Annotated in this window: 10 protein-coding genes and 3 rRNA genes; 2 read left to right on the forward strand and 11 right to left on the reverse strand. The window is 58.6% G+C overall.

What is annotated here, in order from left to right:
• The first annotated feature begins 1 nt into the window (after position 1).
• Together HX613_RS12415 and HX613_RS12420 are read left to right on the forward strand one after the other, a co-directional pair.
• The gene (locus HX613_RS12415) at positions 2–1,564 is read left to right on the forward strand and encodes a GMC family oxidoreductase (protein ID WP_235345620.1); all 1,563 of its coding nucleotides are present in this window, start codon (positions 2–4) and stop codon (positions 1,562–1,564) included.
• Between the two features lie 229 nt (positions 1,565–1,793).
• A complete protein-coding gene (locus HX613_RS12420) occupies positions 1,794–2,210 on the forward strand; it encodes a PaaI family thioesterase (protein ID WP_235345621.1) in 417 nt (138 codons plus the stop codon).
• 138 nt (positions 2,211–2,348) lie between these two features.
• Here HX613_RS12420 and HX613_RS12425 read toward each other — a convergent pair whose 3' ends face one another.
• The 11 genes from HX613_RS12425 to argF all read right to left on the reverse strand — a co-directional run bounded on the left by HX613_RS12425 (position 2,349) and on the right by argF (position 16,140).
• Positions 2,349–4,145, reverse strand: a complete 1,797-nt coding sequence (locus HX613_RS12425) for a BCCT family transporter (protein ID WP_235345622.1) — start codon at positions 4,143–4,145, stop codon at positions 2,349–2,351.
• 338 nt (positions 4,146–4,483) lie between these two features.
• A 5S ribosomal RNA gene (gene rrf, locus HX613_RS12430) occupies positions 4,484–4,602 on the reverse strand.
• Between the two features lie 160 nt (positions 4,603–4,762).
• Positions 4,763–7,879, reverse strand: a 23S ribosomal RNA gene (locus tag HX613_RS12435).
• Between the two features lie 435 nt (positions 7,880–8,314).
• Positions 8,315–9,846, reverse strand: a 16S ribosomal RNA gene (locus HX613_RS12440).
• The 16S, 23S and 5S rRNA genes sit together here, the layout of an rRNA operon.
• Positions 9,847–10,387: 541 nt before the next feature.
• A complete protein-coding gene (locus tag HX613_RS12445) occupies positions 10,388–10,789 on the reverse strand; it encodes a YccF domain-containing protein (protein WP_235345623.1) in 402 nt (133 codons plus the stop codon).
• A 298-nt stretch (positions 10,790–11,087) separates the two neighbouring features.
• Entirely contained in the window at positions 11,088–12,374 is a 1,287-nt protein-coding gene (gene tyrS / locus HX613_RS12450; protein WP_235345624.1) for a tyrosine--tRNA ligase, read from the reverse strand.
• 124 nt (positions 12,375–12,498) lie between these two features.
• Entirely contained in the window at positions 12,499–12,756 is a 258-nt protein-coding gene (locus HX613_RS12455; RefSeq protein ID WP_235345625.1) for a type II toxin-antitoxin system RelE family toxin, read from the reverse strand.
• A gap of 9 nt (positions 12,757–12,765) precedes the next feature.
• Positions 12,766–13,011, reverse strand: coding sequence for a type II toxin-antitoxin system prevent-host-death family antitoxin (locus tag HX613_RS12460; RefSeq protein ID WP_235345626.1), 246 nt, complete (start codon positions 13,009–13,011; stop codon positions 12,766–12,768).
• 82 nt (positions 13,012–13,093) lie between these two features.
• The gene (gene argH / locus HX613_RS12465) at positions 13,094–14,566 is read right to left on the reverse strand and encodes an argininosuccinate lyase (protein ID WP_235345627.1); all 1,473 of its coding nucleotides are present in this window, start codon (positions 14,564–14,566) and stop codon (positions 13,094–13,096) included.
• 102 nt (positions 14,567–14,668) lie between these two features.
• The gene (locus HX613_RS12470) at positions 14,669–15,220 is read right to left on the reverse strand and encodes an arginine repressor (protein ID WP_235345628.1); all 552 of its coding nucleotides are present in this window, start codon (positions 15,218–15,220) and stop codon (positions 14,669–14,671) included.
• Entirely contained in the window at positions 15,217–16,140 is a 924-nt protein-coding gene (gene argF / locus HX613_RS12475) for an ornithine carbamoyltransferase (protein WP_235345629.1), read from the reverse strand. The genes HX613_RS12470 and argF overlap by 4 nt, the downstream gene beginning before the upstream one ends.
• Positions 16,141–16,183: the final 43 nt, after the last annotated feature.

Here is a 16,183-nt window from a genome sequence, read left to right on the forward strand (position 1 = left end):
CGTGGAAACTACTCATAGCTTTGACTATGTCGTCGTCGGCGGAGGCTCCGCGGGCGCTGCCGTGGCCGCGCGCCTCAGCGAGGATCCCGAGGTCAGCGTAGGACTGCTGGAAGCGGGCCCGACCGATGTCGGCGAAGACGTCATTCTCAGCCTCAACCGGTGGATGGAACTGCTCGAGTCAGGCTTCGACTGGGACTACCCCATCGAGAAGCAGGAGCACGGCAACTCTCATATGAGGCATGCCAGGGCGAAGGTCCTCGGCGGATGCTCCTCTCACAACTCGTGCATCGCTTTCTGGGCACCGCGTGAGGACCTCGACGACTGGGAGACCAAGTTCGGTGCCACCGGGTGGGGATCGAAGAACACCTTCGGCCTGTACAAGAAGCTGGAGAGCAACGAGCTTCCCGGTGACCACCACGGTCACGACGGTCCCGTGCACCTGATGAATGTGCCGCCGAACGACCCATGCGGTGTTGCCCTGCTCGATGCCTGTGAGCAGGAGGGCATCCCCCGCGTTCAGTTCAACGAAGGCGAAACCGTCATCAACGGTGCCAACTTCTTCCAGGTCAACCGGAAGGCCGACGGCACTCGTTCGTCCTCCTCGGTGTCCTACCTGCACCCGATCCTCGACCGTGAGAACCTCACGATCCTCACCGACACTCAGGCCAAGGTCCTCGAGTTCGATGATCAGGAGAACTGCACCGGCGTCCACGTCGTCAACAACGCCTTCGGCCACACCAAGCGCATTGAGGCCAAGCGCGAGGTCATCGTCTCCTCCGGTGCGATCAACACCCCGCAGCTGCTGATGCTCTCGGGCATCGGTCCCAAGGATCACCTCGCCGAGGTGGGTGTCGATGTTCGCGTGGATTCGCCGGGTGTCGGCGAACACCTGCAGGACCACCCCGAAGGTGTCATCGCCTGGGATGCGAAGAAGCCGATGGTCGACGACTCCACCCAGTGGTGGGAGGCCGGAATCTTCACCCCCACCGAAGAGGGCTTGGACCGCCCCGACCTGATGATGCACTACGGTTCTGTGCCGTTCGATATGCATACACTGCGTCAGGGCTACCCGACGTCGGAGAACACCTTCTGTCTGACACCCAACGTCACGCATGCCCGCTCACGTGGAACCGTGCGTCTGCGTTCGCGTGATTTCCGGGACAAGCCCTACGTCGATCCTCGGTACTTCACCGACACTGAGGGCCACGATATGCGTGTCATGATCGCAGGCATCCGCAAGGCCCGTGCCATCGTGGCTCAGGACGCCATGTCCGAGTGGGCCGGTGAGGAGCTCTTCCCCGGCAAGGATGTCCAGACCGATGAGCAGATCGAGGACTACATCACCCGCACCCACAACACCGTCTACCACCCGGTGGGCACGGCGCGGATGGGTGCAGCCGATGACCAGTCGTCGCCATTGGATCCCCAGCTGCGGGTCAAGGGCGTCAATCGACTGCGCGTCGTCGATGCCTCCGCAATGCCAGAGATCACGACGGTCAACCCCAACATCACGGTGATGATGATGGGTGAGAAGTGCGCCGAAATGATCAAATCAGGATCCTGATCACCGTCACCTGACACTGATCGGTCAACACTGAGCTGTATTCTGACGCAAGGTGATAGGACCATCGAGAAGGGCTCCGCTGATAAGCGGGGCCCTCCTCTTCACATCTCACGGCTCACGGCTGATAAACCACTGGCCGCTTCTGTGCCTTCGACTATGTGCAGTCCCGGCAACTGCCGCATAGTAACCTGACGAAGACCTCACATGAGCCACAGATGAATCGGAGTCGATGATGACCAGCCCTTCACTCGAGGATGCACAGTCCGTTCTGGCATCTCAGCCGTTCAGCACAATGATGGGCACGAAGCTGTCCCAATACGACGACGAGGGTGTCACCCTCGAACTTGAACTGACGCAGCACCATCTTCAGCAGCATGGCTACGTCCATGGCGGCGTCCAATGCTATCTGGCCGACAATGCCCTGACCTTTGCCGGTGGGCAGAAGCTCGGCCCGGCAGTGCTCACGGCCGGGGTCAACCTGACCTATCTGAGACCAGCCGCAGGCGAGAAGCTCATCGCGCGAGCTTCCGTCCAAGCCGCCACGTCGCGATCGGCAGTCACCCAGGTCGAAATCAGTGCGATCAAAGATGGGCAGGAATACGTGTGCTCCGTCGGATCCGGGACCATTTCAACAATGAGGAAATAGCCGACCGACTGCCCTGCTGGCACAGGACAGTCGGCCACCGGCCGCGAAACTCAAGGCGATGAACTGATATAGGACTGGCCATACCCGACATGCGGGTATGGCCAGTCAATTCGCCTGTCCTAGGTGGGAATCACCACATCACTCGGATGACGTCGGAGCCTGCGGTTGCTTCTTGGCACTGCCGGTCCTGCTGGCGAGAGTGCCATGACGCCCTTTCTGCTTACCCTCATCGGTGATGTAGGGGTCACGGAACTCCGGCGCCGGCTCAACCGCTTCAGGCGCGGTGACGACCTCTTCCTCATCGTCGTACTCGTGACCGAAGACGTCATCATCGTCGGCTCTGCGCTCGACTTCCTCGGGTGGGAGAACCTTTTTCCATTTGCGCATTCGCACTCGTGGCAGTTCACCTGCATCTTCGCGCAGTGCACGCATGAGGGCGTAGATCTGGAAGTACGCGATGACGAAGAAGGGCAGCCCGACGAGAATGATCGTCGACTGCAGTGCCTCGAGTCCGCCCGAACCGGAGAAGACGAGCAGGGCTGCGGTGACGACTGCAACGGAGACCGCCCAGAATATGCGCTGGCCCAACGGATTGAAGTCTTCGTGACCGTTGTTCATGGTGTCCACCACCAGCGCAGCAGAGTCCACCGAGGTGACGAAGAAGATGATCACAAGGATGATCGCAATCACCGATACTGGCCCCGCGAGCGGATAGTGATCAAGGAAGGCGAAGAGGGCTCCTGGGATGTCTCCCTCTCCGACAACCCGATCGACGAGGCCACCACCCTTGTTGAACTCGATGTCGAAGGATGCGTAGCCGAAGACTCCGAACCAGAGGATGGAGAAGGCCGAGGGAACGGCGAGGACTCCGATGACGAACTGTCGGATCGTGCGACCACGGGAGATTCGGGCGATGAAGATGCCGACGAAGGGCGACCAGGTGATCGTCCACGCCCAGTAGAAGACCGTCCACGTATTCTGCCAGCCGGTATCGGCGAACGTATCGTTCCACAGTGCCAGCTCTGGAAGAGTCTGAACGTAGGTGCCCAATGACTCGAAGATGCCGCGGGCCATGAACAGAGTCGGCCCCAGAACGATGATGAAGATCAGCAGCAGCACCGCCATGACGATGTTGATGTTCGACAGAACTTTGATGCCCTTGTCCAGGCCCAATGACACGGAGATGGTTGCCAGGCCGCAGACGACACCGATGATGATCAGCTGCCAGAGGGCATTCTCTGGAATTCCGATGATCTGTGCCAGACCACCGTTGATCTGCAGAGTGCCGAGACCGATAGATACCGCAATGCCGAATACCGTGCCGATAATGGCGACGACGTCGATGAACTTACCGATGGGACCGTGGATCTTCTCACCAAGAATCGGTTGGAAGATGGAGCTCACACGCGGCGGAAGGTTTCTCTTGTGGATGAAGTAGGCGAAGCACAGAGCCGGGAGAGTGAAGATCGTCCAGGTATGCAGGGTGAAGTGGTAGTAGGTGAAGTTCATAGCGTCCGTCGCCGCTTCAACGGTGCCAGGTTCGATGCCAAGTGAGGCTCGCGGCGGATCACCGAAGTGGCTGACTGGTTCTGCTACTCCCCAGAACATGAGGATCGAACCGATGCCAGCAGCGAACAACATGGCGAACCAGGCACCGTTCGAGTGCTCCGGCTCTTCATTGTCCGGACCGAGCTTGGCCCGGCCGTACCGCGATGCGGCAATGTAGATGAGAAAGACCAAGAAGACGGTGACACCGAGGATGTAGAACCAACCGAGGTTCGTCAGCAACCAGTCCGAAGCTGCAGAGACCCCAGTGTCAAGAGCGTCGGTGAAGAAGATGGTAGCAAGTACGAACAGGACAATGACCGCGGCTGATGAAAAGAATATCGCCGGATTCGTCCGGAGTCTGAGGGCATCGTGCAGACGGTTGAGCATGAGCGGTACCTTCCTATGTTAAGTCACCACCACACTACCCAACCAGTGACGATGTGGGTGCGATCACGGTCGGAAAGGTTCTGCATTGTTGCTCGATGGGCTGCGCACCATCCACTCACCCGATGCAATGACGATCTGCGCCACCTCAACGTGAATATGAAAAACGGGGGCCATCCCGCAACACACGAGACAACCCCAACACAACCCCACGCACATGAAAACACACAAGGCCATGAATACGAGAAAGGGGCCACCCCACCAAACATGGAATGACCCCTCACCACACACAAGAAGGCCACCCCGTCAACGACAGGATGGCCTCCCCATTTTAAAGAATATTGCGGCAGTCACTTACTCTCCCACAACCACCAAGTTGCAGTACCATCAGCGCGAATGGGCTTAGCTACCGGGATCGGAACGGTTAACCGGGCGTTTCCCCACCACTATCACCACCGCAAAACCACACGAACCACCACCACCCCAAGCAACCAAATGCTCAAAGAGTGTAGTAGCAGTCCAAGAACCGTACAGCGAACGCGAACACCATCATGCAACATGACCCGTTAAGCCTTATAAAACCCGTAAACGTTACTCCCACACACCAACCAACAAAATGGTTGTATGAGTGATCGGCGTATTAGTACCAGTCAACTCCACACCTCACAGTGCTTCCATACCCGGCCTATCAAACCCATAATCTATAGGACACCTCACCCCCAACAAATGGGGTTGGAAATCTCATCTCGAAGCAGGCTTCCCGCTTAGATGCTTTCAGCGGTTATCCTTCCCGAACGTAGCCAACCAGCCATGCACCTGGCGGTACAACTGGCACACCAGAGGTTCGTCCGTCCCGGTCCTCTCGTACTAAGGACAGGCCTCCACAAATTTCCTACGCACGCAGCGGATAGGGACCGAACTGTCTCACGACGTTCTAAACCCAGCTCGCGTACCGCTTTAATGGGCGAACAGCCCAACCCTTGGGACCGACTACAGCCCCAGGATGCGACGAGCCGACATCGAGGTGCCAAACCATGCCGTCGATATGGACTCTTGGGCAAGATCAGCCTGTTATCCCCGAGGTACCTTTTATCCGTTGAGCGACCACGCTTCCACAAGCCATGGCCGGGTCACTAGTCCCAGCTTTCGCTCCTGCTCGACACGTCCGTCTCACAGTCAAGCTCCCTTGTGCACTTACACTCGACACCTGATTGCCAACCAGGCTGAGGGAACCTTTGGGCGCCTCCGTTACTCTTTAGGAGGCAACCGCCCCAGTTAAACTACCCATCAGGCACTGTCCCTGAACCCGATCAGGGTCCGAAGTTAAGAAATCCAGTATAGTCAGAGTGGTATTTCACTTGACGACTCCACCACCACTAGCGTGATAGTCTCACAGTCTCCCACCTATCCTACACAAACCACACCGAATCCCAATACCAAACTATAGTGAAGGTCTCGGGGTCTTTCCGTCCTGCTGCGCGTAACGAGCATCTTTACTCGTAATGCAATTTCGCCGAGTTCGTGGTTGAGACAGCAGAGAAGTCGTTACGCCATTCGTGCAGGTCGGAACTTACCCGACAAGGAATTTCGCTACCTTAGGATGGTTATAGTTACCACCGCCGTTTACTGGGGCTTAAATTCTCCGCTTCACCCCTAAAGGGTTAACGAGTCCTCTTAACCTTCCAGCACCGGGCAGGCGTCAGTCCGTATACATCGACTTACATCTTCGCACGGACCTGTGTTTTTAATAAACAGTCGCTTCTCTCTGGCCTCTGCGACCACCACCAGCACATCACCAAGCACGTTGGCTTCACCAGGATGGTCCCCCTTCTCCCGAAGTTACGGGGGCATTTTGCCGAGTTCCTTAACCACGATTCTCTCGATCACCTTAGTATTCTCTACCTGACCACCTGTGTCGGTTATAGGGTACGGGCAACACACAACCTCACGCCGATGCTTTTCTCGGCAGCATAGGATCACCAGATCACCCCACCAAAATGGGGCGCCCATCAGCTCTCACACTACGTGTGGGGACGGATTTACCTACCCCCACGTGCTACGACCTTAGACCACGACTACCATCGCGTGGCCTGGCTACCTTCCTGCGTCACACCTCGCGCTTACCGACTCCACACTCAGGTCCTTACCAACTCGCCAACATCACATCCGAAGACGCAAAGGACGAGCCAGAAAGTTAGTATCATGTGTTTTGGTATTGACGGTTGAGCGTCGGTACCAGAATATCAACTGGTTGTCCATCGACTACGCCTGTCGGCCTCGCCTTAGGTCCCGACTTACCCAGGGCGGATTAGCCTAGCCCTGGAACCCTTGGTCATCCGGTGGACGGGTTTCTCACCCGTCTTTCGCTACTCATGCCTGCATTCTCACTCGTACCGGCTCCACCACTCGTTCACACGGCGACTTCACTGCCAGCACGACGCTCCCCTACCCAACACCCCACCATTACGGCTATAAAGGGATGCTGCCACAACTTCGGCGGTGTACTTAGCCCCGCTACATTATCGGCGCTCAATCACTTGACCAGTGAGCTATTACGCACTCTTTCAAGGATGGCTGCTTCTAAGCCAACCTCCTGGTTGTCTTCGCAACTGAACATCCTTTCCCACTTAGCACACGCTTAGGGGCCTTAGTTGATGGTCTGGGCTGTTTCCCTCTCGACAATGAAGCTTATCCCCCACTGTCTCACTGCCACGCTGAACCTTACCGGCATTCGGAGTTTAGTTGACGTCAGTAACCCGGTGGGGCCCATCAGCCATCCAGTAGCTCTACCTCCGGCAAGAACCACGCAACGCTGCACCTAAATGCATTTCGGGGAGAACCAGCTATCACAGAGTTTGATTGGCCTTTCACCCCTAACCACAGGTCATCCCCTCCATTTTCAACTGAAGTGGGTGCGGGCCTCCACGCGCTCTTACACACGCTTCACCCTGCCCATGGCTAGATCACTCCGCTTCGGGTCTAGGACACGCGACTGGGACGCCCTATTCGGACTCGCTTTCGCTACGACTACCCCTCTCGGGTTAACCTCGCCACGCACCGCTAACTCGCAGGCTCATTCTTCAAAAGGCACGCCATCACCCCAACAAAGGAGGCTCTGACGGATTGTAAGCACATGGTTTCAGGTACTATTTCACTCCCCTCCCGGGGTACTTTTCACCATTCCCTCACGGTACTATCCGCTATCGGTCATCAGGAAGTATTTAGCCTTACCAGGTGGTCCTGGCAGATTCACACGACATTCCACGAGTACCGTGCTACTCGGGTGTATGCATAACGTCGGGGTCACATGTTTCGTCTACGGGACTCTCACCCACTGCGGTACTGTTTCCCACCAGCTTCGACTACACGCAACACACATCAACGTCCCCACCATGCTGGATGAGACACGCATACCCCACAACACCGAGTCAGCAATACCAGCACGCTTGACACTGACACGGTTTAGGCTCTTCCAGTTTCGCTCGCCACTACTCCCGGAATCATATTTTATTTTCTCTTCCTACGGGTACTGAGATGTTTCACTTCCCCGCGTTCCCTCCACACATCCTATATATTCAGATGCGGGTCACCACACTCTCATGTGGCGGGGTTTCCCCATTCGGACACCCTCGGATCACAGCCCGTTTATCGGCTCCCCGAGGCTTATCGCAGATTTCCACGTCCTTCATCGGCTCCTGATGCCAAGGCATCCACCATGCGCTCTTACACACTCATACCAACCAACCATGTTGGTTGATGATTGTGTGCGCGAAAAAAACACTTTCGGATTTCACAAGAAAAATCACATTACATAACAACACAACAAAGTTGTGTTGTTGATGCTCGCGTCCACTATACGATTCTCAAACCACTACCAAACACCACCCACACCCACCCTGCATAGCAGCGCACGTATGGTCTGGGTCGGTCCGTTGATTGAAACCACCACACCACACACCACCGCAGCCACAAAGGACTGTGCTGTGTGTGGGGCCTGTGATTCCAGGACCCAATAACGTAAATGTTCTAGCCCACCGATCACCCTCGTCGACAAGGCATGTGCCTCAACGCCGCTGGCTGGATGAGCGAAGATAGGGATGTTCCACCCTTGAGCTACCCAACCAGACACACAATCGGTGTCTGCTGTTGGGGTTCTGATGTGTGCTCCTTAGAAAGGAGGTGATCCAGCCGCACCTTCCGGTACGGCTACCTTGTTACGACTTAGTCCCAATTGCCAGTCCCACCTTAGACGGCCCCCTCCACAAGGGTTGGGCCACCGGCTTCGGGTGTTACCGACTTTCGTGACTTGACGGGCGGTGTGTACAAGGCCCGGGAACGTATTCACCGCAGCGTTGCTGATCTGCGATTACTAGCGACTCCGACTTCACGTAGTCGAATTGCAGACTACGATCCGAACTGAGACTGGCTTTAAGGGATTCGCTAAAACCTCGCGGTCTCGCATCTCTCTGTACCAGCCATTGTAGCATGCGTGAAGCCCAAGACATAAAGGGCATGATGATTTGACGTCATCCCCACCTTCCTCCGAGTTGACCCCGGCAGTCTCCTATGAGTTCCCACCATCACGTGCTGGCAACATAGAACGAGGGTTGCGCTCGTTGCGGGACTTAACCCAACATCTCACGACACGAGCTGACGACAACCATGCACCACCTGTACACCAGCCCCAAAGGGGAAAGACTGTTTCCAGCCCGGTCTGGTGTATGTCAAGCCTTGGTAAGGTTCTTCGCGTTGCATCGAATTAATCCGCATGCTCCGCCGCTTGTGCGGGCCCCCGTCAATTCCTTTGAGTTTTAGCCTTGCGACCGTACTCCCCAGGCGGGGCACTTAATGCGTTAGCTACGGCGCGGAGAACGTGGAATGTCCCCCACACCTAGTGCCCAACGTTTACGGCATGGACTACCAGGGTATCTAATCCTGTTCGCTCCCCATGCTTTCGCTCCTCAGTGTCAGTTACAGCCCAGAGTCCCGCCTTCGCCACCGGTGTTCCTCCTGATATCTGCGCATTTCACCGCTACACCAGGAATTCCAGACTCCCCTACTGCACTCTAGTCAGCCCGTACCCACTGCACGCGCAACGTTAAGCGTTGCGTTTCCACAGCAGACGTGACCAACCACCTACGAGCTCTTTACGCCCAATAATTCCGGACAACGCTTGTACCCTACGTATTACCGCGGCTGCTGGCACGTAGTTAGCCGGTACTTCTTCTGCAGGTACCGTCACCGATAAAGGCTTCTTCCCTGCTGAAAGCGGTTTACAACCCGAAGGCCGTCATCCCGCACGCTGCGTCGCTGCATCAGGGTTTCCCCCATTGTGCAATATTCCCCACTGCTGCCTCCCGTAGGAGTCTGGGCCGTGTCTCAGTCCCAGTGTGGCCGGTCGCCCTCTCAGGCCGGCTACCCGTCGTCGTCTTGGTGAGCCATTACCTCACCAACAAACTGATAGGCCGCGAGCCCATCCCCAACCGAAAAAACTTTCCACAACCAAAGATGCCTTCGGTTGTCATATCCGGTATTAGACCCAGTTTCCCGGGCTTATCCCGAAGTCGGGGGCAGGTTACTCACGTGTTACTCACCCGTTCGCCACTCATCCACCCACAGCAAGCTGCGGGCTTCAGCGTTCGACTTGCATGTGTTAAGCACGCAGCCAGCGTTCGTCCTGAGCCAGGATCAAACTCTCCATAAAAAATTATGTTACGAATGAATCCCAGCAAGACAGCCAACCAACGGTCACGGGGTGACCGCGGTCAACTTAAAAATTTCATGTCCACACACGCTGGCGTCACCACCCCGGCGAGGGGGTAGGAACATGTGTGTGAACATGTGATTGTCTTACCAGAAAAACAATGTTTCTGGCATCACTATCTGTTCAAACAAATACGCTATTGGATTCTCAAACCACACACACTCACCCGTCACCACACACCATCAATTAATGGAGGCGTACACCGGGGGTGTCAGTTTCAATTTTTGTTGTCACACCCTGTCCAATAACCAACCAACCTAAACTGTGTTTGTGCTGGTCATACCGGGTGAAAACTGTTCTCGAAGAGTTCGTTTTCTGCGGGGCAACGAGATACAACTCTAGACCAGGCCGTGACGCTCGTGCAACTCGAAACCGGAAAACTCAGCGTGACGCCCGTCACCAGGCACGATGCGACAGCCTCGTCCCCCGGAATACCGGGGATCGAGGGCTGCGCGAGGCCCACAAGACAGTGCGCCGACGATCAGGCTCCGCGGTAGCCCGGCATGAGGGAGTCGCTGTCGACGATCTGCTTGCCCAATGGCATGAGAGACACGGGGATGAGTTTGATGTTCGCCCACCCCAGGGGAATGCCGATGATCGAGACGAAGAGCGGGATCGAGGTCACCACGTGCCCGATGGCCAGCCAGATGCCGGCGACGATCACCCAGATGATGTTGCCCAACGTCGTTGCAATACCTGCCGGCCTGGTTTCGATGACCTCACGGCCGAAGGGCCAGAGAGCATAGTTGCCGATCCGGAAGGAGGCGATTCCCCAGGGGATGGTGACGATGAGGATGCAGCAGATGATGCCGGCGAGGTAGTAGCCGAGTGCCAGCCACAGTCCGCTGAAGATGAACCAGATGATGTTGAGCAGCGTGCGCATGTTCTCCTCGTTTCGACGATGTTCTCTTTCCAGTCTCGGTCACTGCCCGCGCTGATGCCATGAGGCTGTCCAGATATCTCACGAATGACATCCCCCAGAGCTTCGAACTACCGAAGTCTCAACCCGCCAGCCCGAGTACCGATACAAGTGAATGGCTTGTCATCGACGATAACAAGCAGTTCGCTTGTACATTGCAGCTCACCGTCGTCTCCGGTGCTTTCAATGTGTCGATGGTGAATACGACGACACCGTGCCCTCGAATCGATCAAGGACACGGTGTCGGCGGCAGTCACGCAGCTCAGCTGATGATGTCAACTGCCCCCAGGGTCTTCTTTCCCCGACGCAGGAGGATCACTCCTCCGCCTTCGGTGGGGAGCACCTCGGCAGGGGTCAGTGTCTGGTCGTCACCGGTGACCTTGACGTTGTTGACGTAGGCGCCGCCGTCCTTGATGGCTCGACGTGCCTCACCCTTGGACTTCACGATGCCGGCAGTCACGAAGGCATCGACAACGGGCACGCCCTCAGCCAACTGCGTCGAGCTGACATCGCCTCGAGGCAGCTCGGATGTCGCAGCCCCCAGAGTGGAGGCGTCGAGGCTGGCAAGCTCTCCCCCACCGAACAGGGCAGAGGCCGCTGCGATCGCCTGCTCGTACTTCTCCTTGCCGTGGACCAAAGTCGTCACGTCCTCGGCCAGCACCTTCTGTGCCAGACGGGTGTGTGGTGCCGCGGTGAACTCGGCCTCGATCTCCCCAATCTCCTCGAGGGACCGGAAGGAGAACACCTTGAGGTACTTCACGACGTCGCGGTCATCAGCATTGAGCCAGAACTGGCTGAACGCGTATGGGCTGGTCAGGCTCTCGTCCAACCACACGGTGCCGGACTCGGTCTTGCCGAACTTGGTGCCGTCGGCCTTGGTGATCAGCGGTGTGGCCAGGGCATGGACACTGTGCTGTTCGACGCGACGGATGAGATCAACGCCCGAGGTCAGGTTGCCCCACTGGTCGGAGCCACCGGTCTGCAGGGAGCAGCCGTAGCGGCGGTGGAGTTCGAGGTAGTCGTTGCCCTGCAGCACCTGGTACGAGAACTCGGTGAATGAGATTCCTGCTTCGCTGTTGAGGCGAGCCGAGACCGATTCCTTGGCCAGCATCCGGTTCATCGGGAAGTGCTTGCCGATGTCGCGGAGGAAATCGATGGCCGACATCTCGGAGGTCCACTCATAGTTGTTCACGACCTGGGCGGCGTTCGGGCCGCTGAAGTCGAGGAACTTCTCGACCTGGGCTCGGATCTTTTCCAACCATTCCTCGACGACCTCGCGCGGGTTGAGCGTGCGCTCTCCCGACATGCGGGGGTCACCGATGAGCCCGGTTGCTCCGCCGACGAGGGCCAGGGGGTTATGTCCTGCCTTCTGCAGACGCGCGGCGGTGATCAGCTGGACCAGGTTGCCCATGTGCAGGCTGGGCGCGGTGGGATCGAAACCGACATAATAGGTCAGCGATTCCTCATTGAGAGCCTTCTGCAGGGCGGCTTCGTCGGTTGAAACCGAGACGAGGCCACGGGCCTTGAGTTCACTGAAGATGTCGGTCACTTCGGTCCTTTCAGATGTGTATGAAGTGTCGGCGAGAAGCCGACGAAGTCAATTCTAAGGGGTGTTCTGAGCTAGTCCCTCACACCTGGGCGCACCGGCACACCTGGGCGCACCGGAATCTTTTTCAGCGATACACTTCACGTCGATGCCCGACGCGCAACACCAGTACGAGAAGTTCTCCGTCGTATACGTCGTAGATGATCCTGTAATCGCCGACCCGAATCCGAAGTTCCCCGTCACCGCCCTTGAGCTGAATACTCCCCTGTGGACGAGGATCCTCGGCCAATTGACCGATCGCCGCCAGCAACCTCCGCGCTACAGGCTGATCGAGCTTGCGCAGCGTCTTCGCCGCCGATGAGACGTAAGTGATCGAGTAGCCCATCGAGGAAGCTCAGATGCCAATCTCTCGGACGAGGTCCTCGTGAGTGACTCGTTCGGACTCATCACGCGCCGCAGCGGCAGATCGAATATCAGCCTGATCCTCCAATGCCTGCAGAGCACGGTCATAGAAATCCGGAGACACGACGACGGCACGACGACCCGCCCCGCGCGAGGTGATCTCGACGGGCTCGCGCTGCGCAGCGGCAATGTAGTTACTCTGCTGATTGCGGAACTGGGATAACGTCACTGAACTCATAACACCAGCGTACAACTTGTACAAGTTGTACGCAATGCTCGACAGTGTCCCTGAATTCGTGCTTCTTCGTAAAGAAGTACGCTCACACGCTGCGCGCGGACTCCGCGAACTCGCGCAGCTTCGCCACCTCGGCCTTGGCGTTAGCCACCTGCTGGTCCACAGCCGACCGAGCCGTTCCACCTTTGGACGAACGCGAGTCGATCGACCCGAGCGTGGTGAGCACTTCGCGGACGTCTGGCGTCAGGTCCTCGGAGATGCCCGCGAACTCTTCGTCCGTGAGATCCCACAGCTCGGCATCCTTCGACTCAGCCAGCTGCACGCATTCTCCGGAGAGCTCGTGGGCGATGCGGAAGGGCACGCCCTTACGGACGAGCCATTCGGCGATGTCGGTGGCCAGGGCGAATCCGCGCGGTGCCAGGTAGGCCATGCGTTCGGTGTTGAACTTCAGCGTGGCGACCATGCCGGTGAAGGCCGGGAGCAGAAGTTCGAGGGTGTCGGTGGCATCGAAGACCGGTTCCTTGTCTTCCTGCAAGTCGCGGTTGTAGGCCAGGGGCAGTGCCTTGAGCGTGGAGAGCAGCCCGGTGAGGTCACCGATGAGGCGTCCTGATTTGCCACGGGTCAGCTCGGCGACGTCGGGGTTCTTCTTCTGCGGCATGATCGACGAGCCCGTCGAGTACGCATCGTGGAGGGTGACGAAGGAGAACTCCTTGGTCGCCCAGGCGATGACCTCTTCGGAAAGACGGGAGAGGTTGATGCCGATCATCGTGGTGATGAAGAGGTATTCGGCAAAGACGTCGCGACCTGCGGTGCCGTCGATCGAGTTCTCTGCCGAGTCGTTGAAGCCCAGATCTGCGGCCACAGCCTGTGGGTCGAGACCCAGCGACGATCCGGCCAGGGCACCCGAACCGTAGGCGGAGATGCCGGCACGCTCATCGAAGTCGACGAACCGGGCGACGTCACGCAGCAAGGGCCATGCGTGGGCCAACAGGTGGTGCGCCAGGAGCACAGGCTGTGCGTGCTGCAGGTGGGTGCGACCGGGCATCGGCGCTTCGGGGTGCTCTTCAGCCTGGGCGATGAGGACGTCGACGGCGTCGAGGACCAGGCTGGCCAGGTCACGAGCGTGATCGCGCAGGTACATGCGTCCCAGGGTCGCGATCTGGTCGTTGCGGGACCGGCCGGCACGCAGTTTTCCGCCCAGGTCGGGTCCGGCGATCTCGATGAGTCCGCGCTCGAGTGAGGAGTGGACGTCTTCATCCGATTCTGCGGCGACGTATTCGCCGGTTTCGACGCGGCGGCCGAGTTCGTCAAGCGCCTCGGTCATGCCCTGCAGCTCATCGTCGCCCAGCAGACCCGAGCGGTGCAGCACCTTTGCGTGGGCCTTCGAACCGGCGATGTCGTAGTGGGCCAGGCGCCAGTCGAAGTCCGTCGACTTGCTCAGCGCGGCCAGTGCATCGGCCGGGCCGTCCGAGAATCGTCCGCCCCATAGGCTCAGTCGTTCGCTCACAAAAGGTCCTTCCCCACCGTCGGCGCTTCCACGCTGCCGGTTTGAATCCATCGGTTCGGTGTTCCAGTTCCCGGTCGGCCGGGTCTGCGTGTATCTCAGGTCTGGCTGTGTGTTCCAGGCCCGTGTGTATCAGTCATACGTGTATCGGGTGTATCAGCTCTCGGCGGCGTTTCCGGCAGCATATTCGAGGAATGTCTCGGCCAGTGCCTGTCCCCCGACGGAGGACATCGCGATGACGAGAACAGTATCGTCTCCTGCGATTGTGCCAAAGATCCCGGTCATCGAGGAGCGGTCGATCGCCGACGCCAAATACTGGGCGGCTCCGGGTGGAGTACGCAGGACCACTGTATTGTCCTGTGCCGCCGCGGAGACGAGGAGCTCTTCGAGCAGCCGGGGCAGCTTCGCATCCAGGCTGTCACCGGTCGATTGCTGCAGGCTCCGGTCCCCTCCCTCACCGGGGACGGCGTAAACGGATCCGGCGGTGGACCGGATCTTCACAGCCCCCACCTCGGCGAGGTCGCGTGAGAGTGTCGCCTGGGTGACGGTGATGCCCATCGTTGCCAGGTTCTCGGCCAGGTCGATCTGGGAATGCACGGATTTGCGGGTGATGAGATCGATGATCTTCTGCTGCCGGGCCGTCTTCGTCAGGGGTGCGGAGTTCGCCGGTGGCGCGGCGTTCCTCGGCGGAGTGGTGTTCTCGCTCATCGCTTCTCCAGCAGGAATGTCATGAGTGCCTTCTGTGCGTGGAGTCTGTTCTCGGCTTCGTCGAAGACCGCCGAGGCGGGTCCGTCGATGACCTCGGCGCTGACCTCTTTGCCCCGGTAGGCCGGCAGGCAGTGGAGGAAGATCGGGTCGTTGCCGAGCGCCATGAGCTCGGACGTGACCTGGTATTTCACGAAGGGTGAGGCTTCGTCGTCACGGCCGGCGGCGTCCTGTCCCATGGACACCCAGGTGTCGGTGACGAGGACATCGGCGCCCTGGGCGGCAACCACGGGGTCGTCGGTGACCGTGACGGATCCGCCGGTGGTCTGGGCGAGTTCGTTCGCCTCGGCGATGATGGCCTCGGCTGGCTGGTAGTCGGCGGGGGCGGCGATGCGCACGTGCATGCCGGCATTGACTCCGCCGAGGACGTAGGAGTTGGCCATGTTGTTGGCCCCATCGCCGTAGTAGGTCATGGTCTGACCGGCGACGTCGCCGCGGTGTTCGCGGATCGTGAGCAGGTCGGCCAGGATCTGGCAGGGATGATAGTCATCGGACAGCGAGTTGATGACAGGGACGTTGGAGTTCTGGGCCATCTCTTCGAGGCCGGCTTGGGCGTAGGTGCGCCAGACGATGGCCGAGACCATGCGCGACAACACCTGGGCGGTGTCGGCGATGGATTCCTTATGTCCCAGCTGCGCCTCACCGGGGTTGATGATGAGCGGCTGCCCGCCGAGCGCCGCGATCCCGGCGGCGAAGGACACCCGGGTCCTCGTTGAAGTCTTGTCGAAGATGACTGCCGCGGTCTGCGGTCCGGCCAGCGGGGTGCGCGAGTACGGGGCGGCCTTGAGCTCAACCGCGAGGTCGAGAACCTCGGCCAGCTCTGCCGGGGTGAGGTCGGTGTCCTTGAGGAAATGCCGTGTCATGGTGTGTCCTTTGTCAGTCTGTGTGGGGCAACCGGGCTGTGTG

Source organism: Brevibacterium sp. UCMA 11754, assembly GCF_021532275.1.
Lineage (GTDB): Bacteria > Actinomycetota > Actinomycetes > Actinomycetales > Brevibacteriaceae > Brevibacterium.

Bases quoted from the DNA above. Each gene is read 5' to 3' on its own strand.
- HX613_RS12420 (WP_235345621.1), top strand. From the start codon at position 1,794: ATGATGACCAGCCCTTCACTCGAGGATGCACAGTCCGTTCTGGCATCT.
- HX613_RS12425 (WP_235345622.1), bottom strand. From the start codon at position 4,145: ATGCTCAACCGTCTGCACGATGCCCTCAGACTCCGGACGAATCCGGCG.
- HX613_RS12445 (WP_235345623.1), bottom strand. From the start codon at position 10,789: ATGCGCACGCTGCTCAACATCATCTGGTTCATCTTCAGCGGACTGTGG.
- HX613_RS12455 (WP_235345625.1), bottom strand. From the start codon at position 12,756: ATGGGCTACTCGATCACTTACGTCTCATCGGCGGCGAAGACGCTGCGC.
- HX613_RS12460 (WP_235345626.1), bottom strand. From the start codon at position 13,011: ATGAGTTCAGTGACGTTATCCCAGTTCCGCAATCAGCAGAGTAACTAC.
- argH (WP_235345627.1), bottom strand. From the start codon at position 14,566: ATGGATTCAAACCGGCAGCGTGGAAGCGCCGACGGTGGGGAAGGACCT.
- HX613_RS12470 (WP_235345628.1), bottom strand. From the start codon at position 15,220: ATGAGCGAGAACACCACTCCGCCGAGGAACGCCGCGCCACCGGCGAAC.
- argF (WP_235345629.1), bottom strand. From the start codon at position 16,140: ATGACACGGCATTTCCTCAAGGACACCGACCTCACCCCGGCAGAGCTG.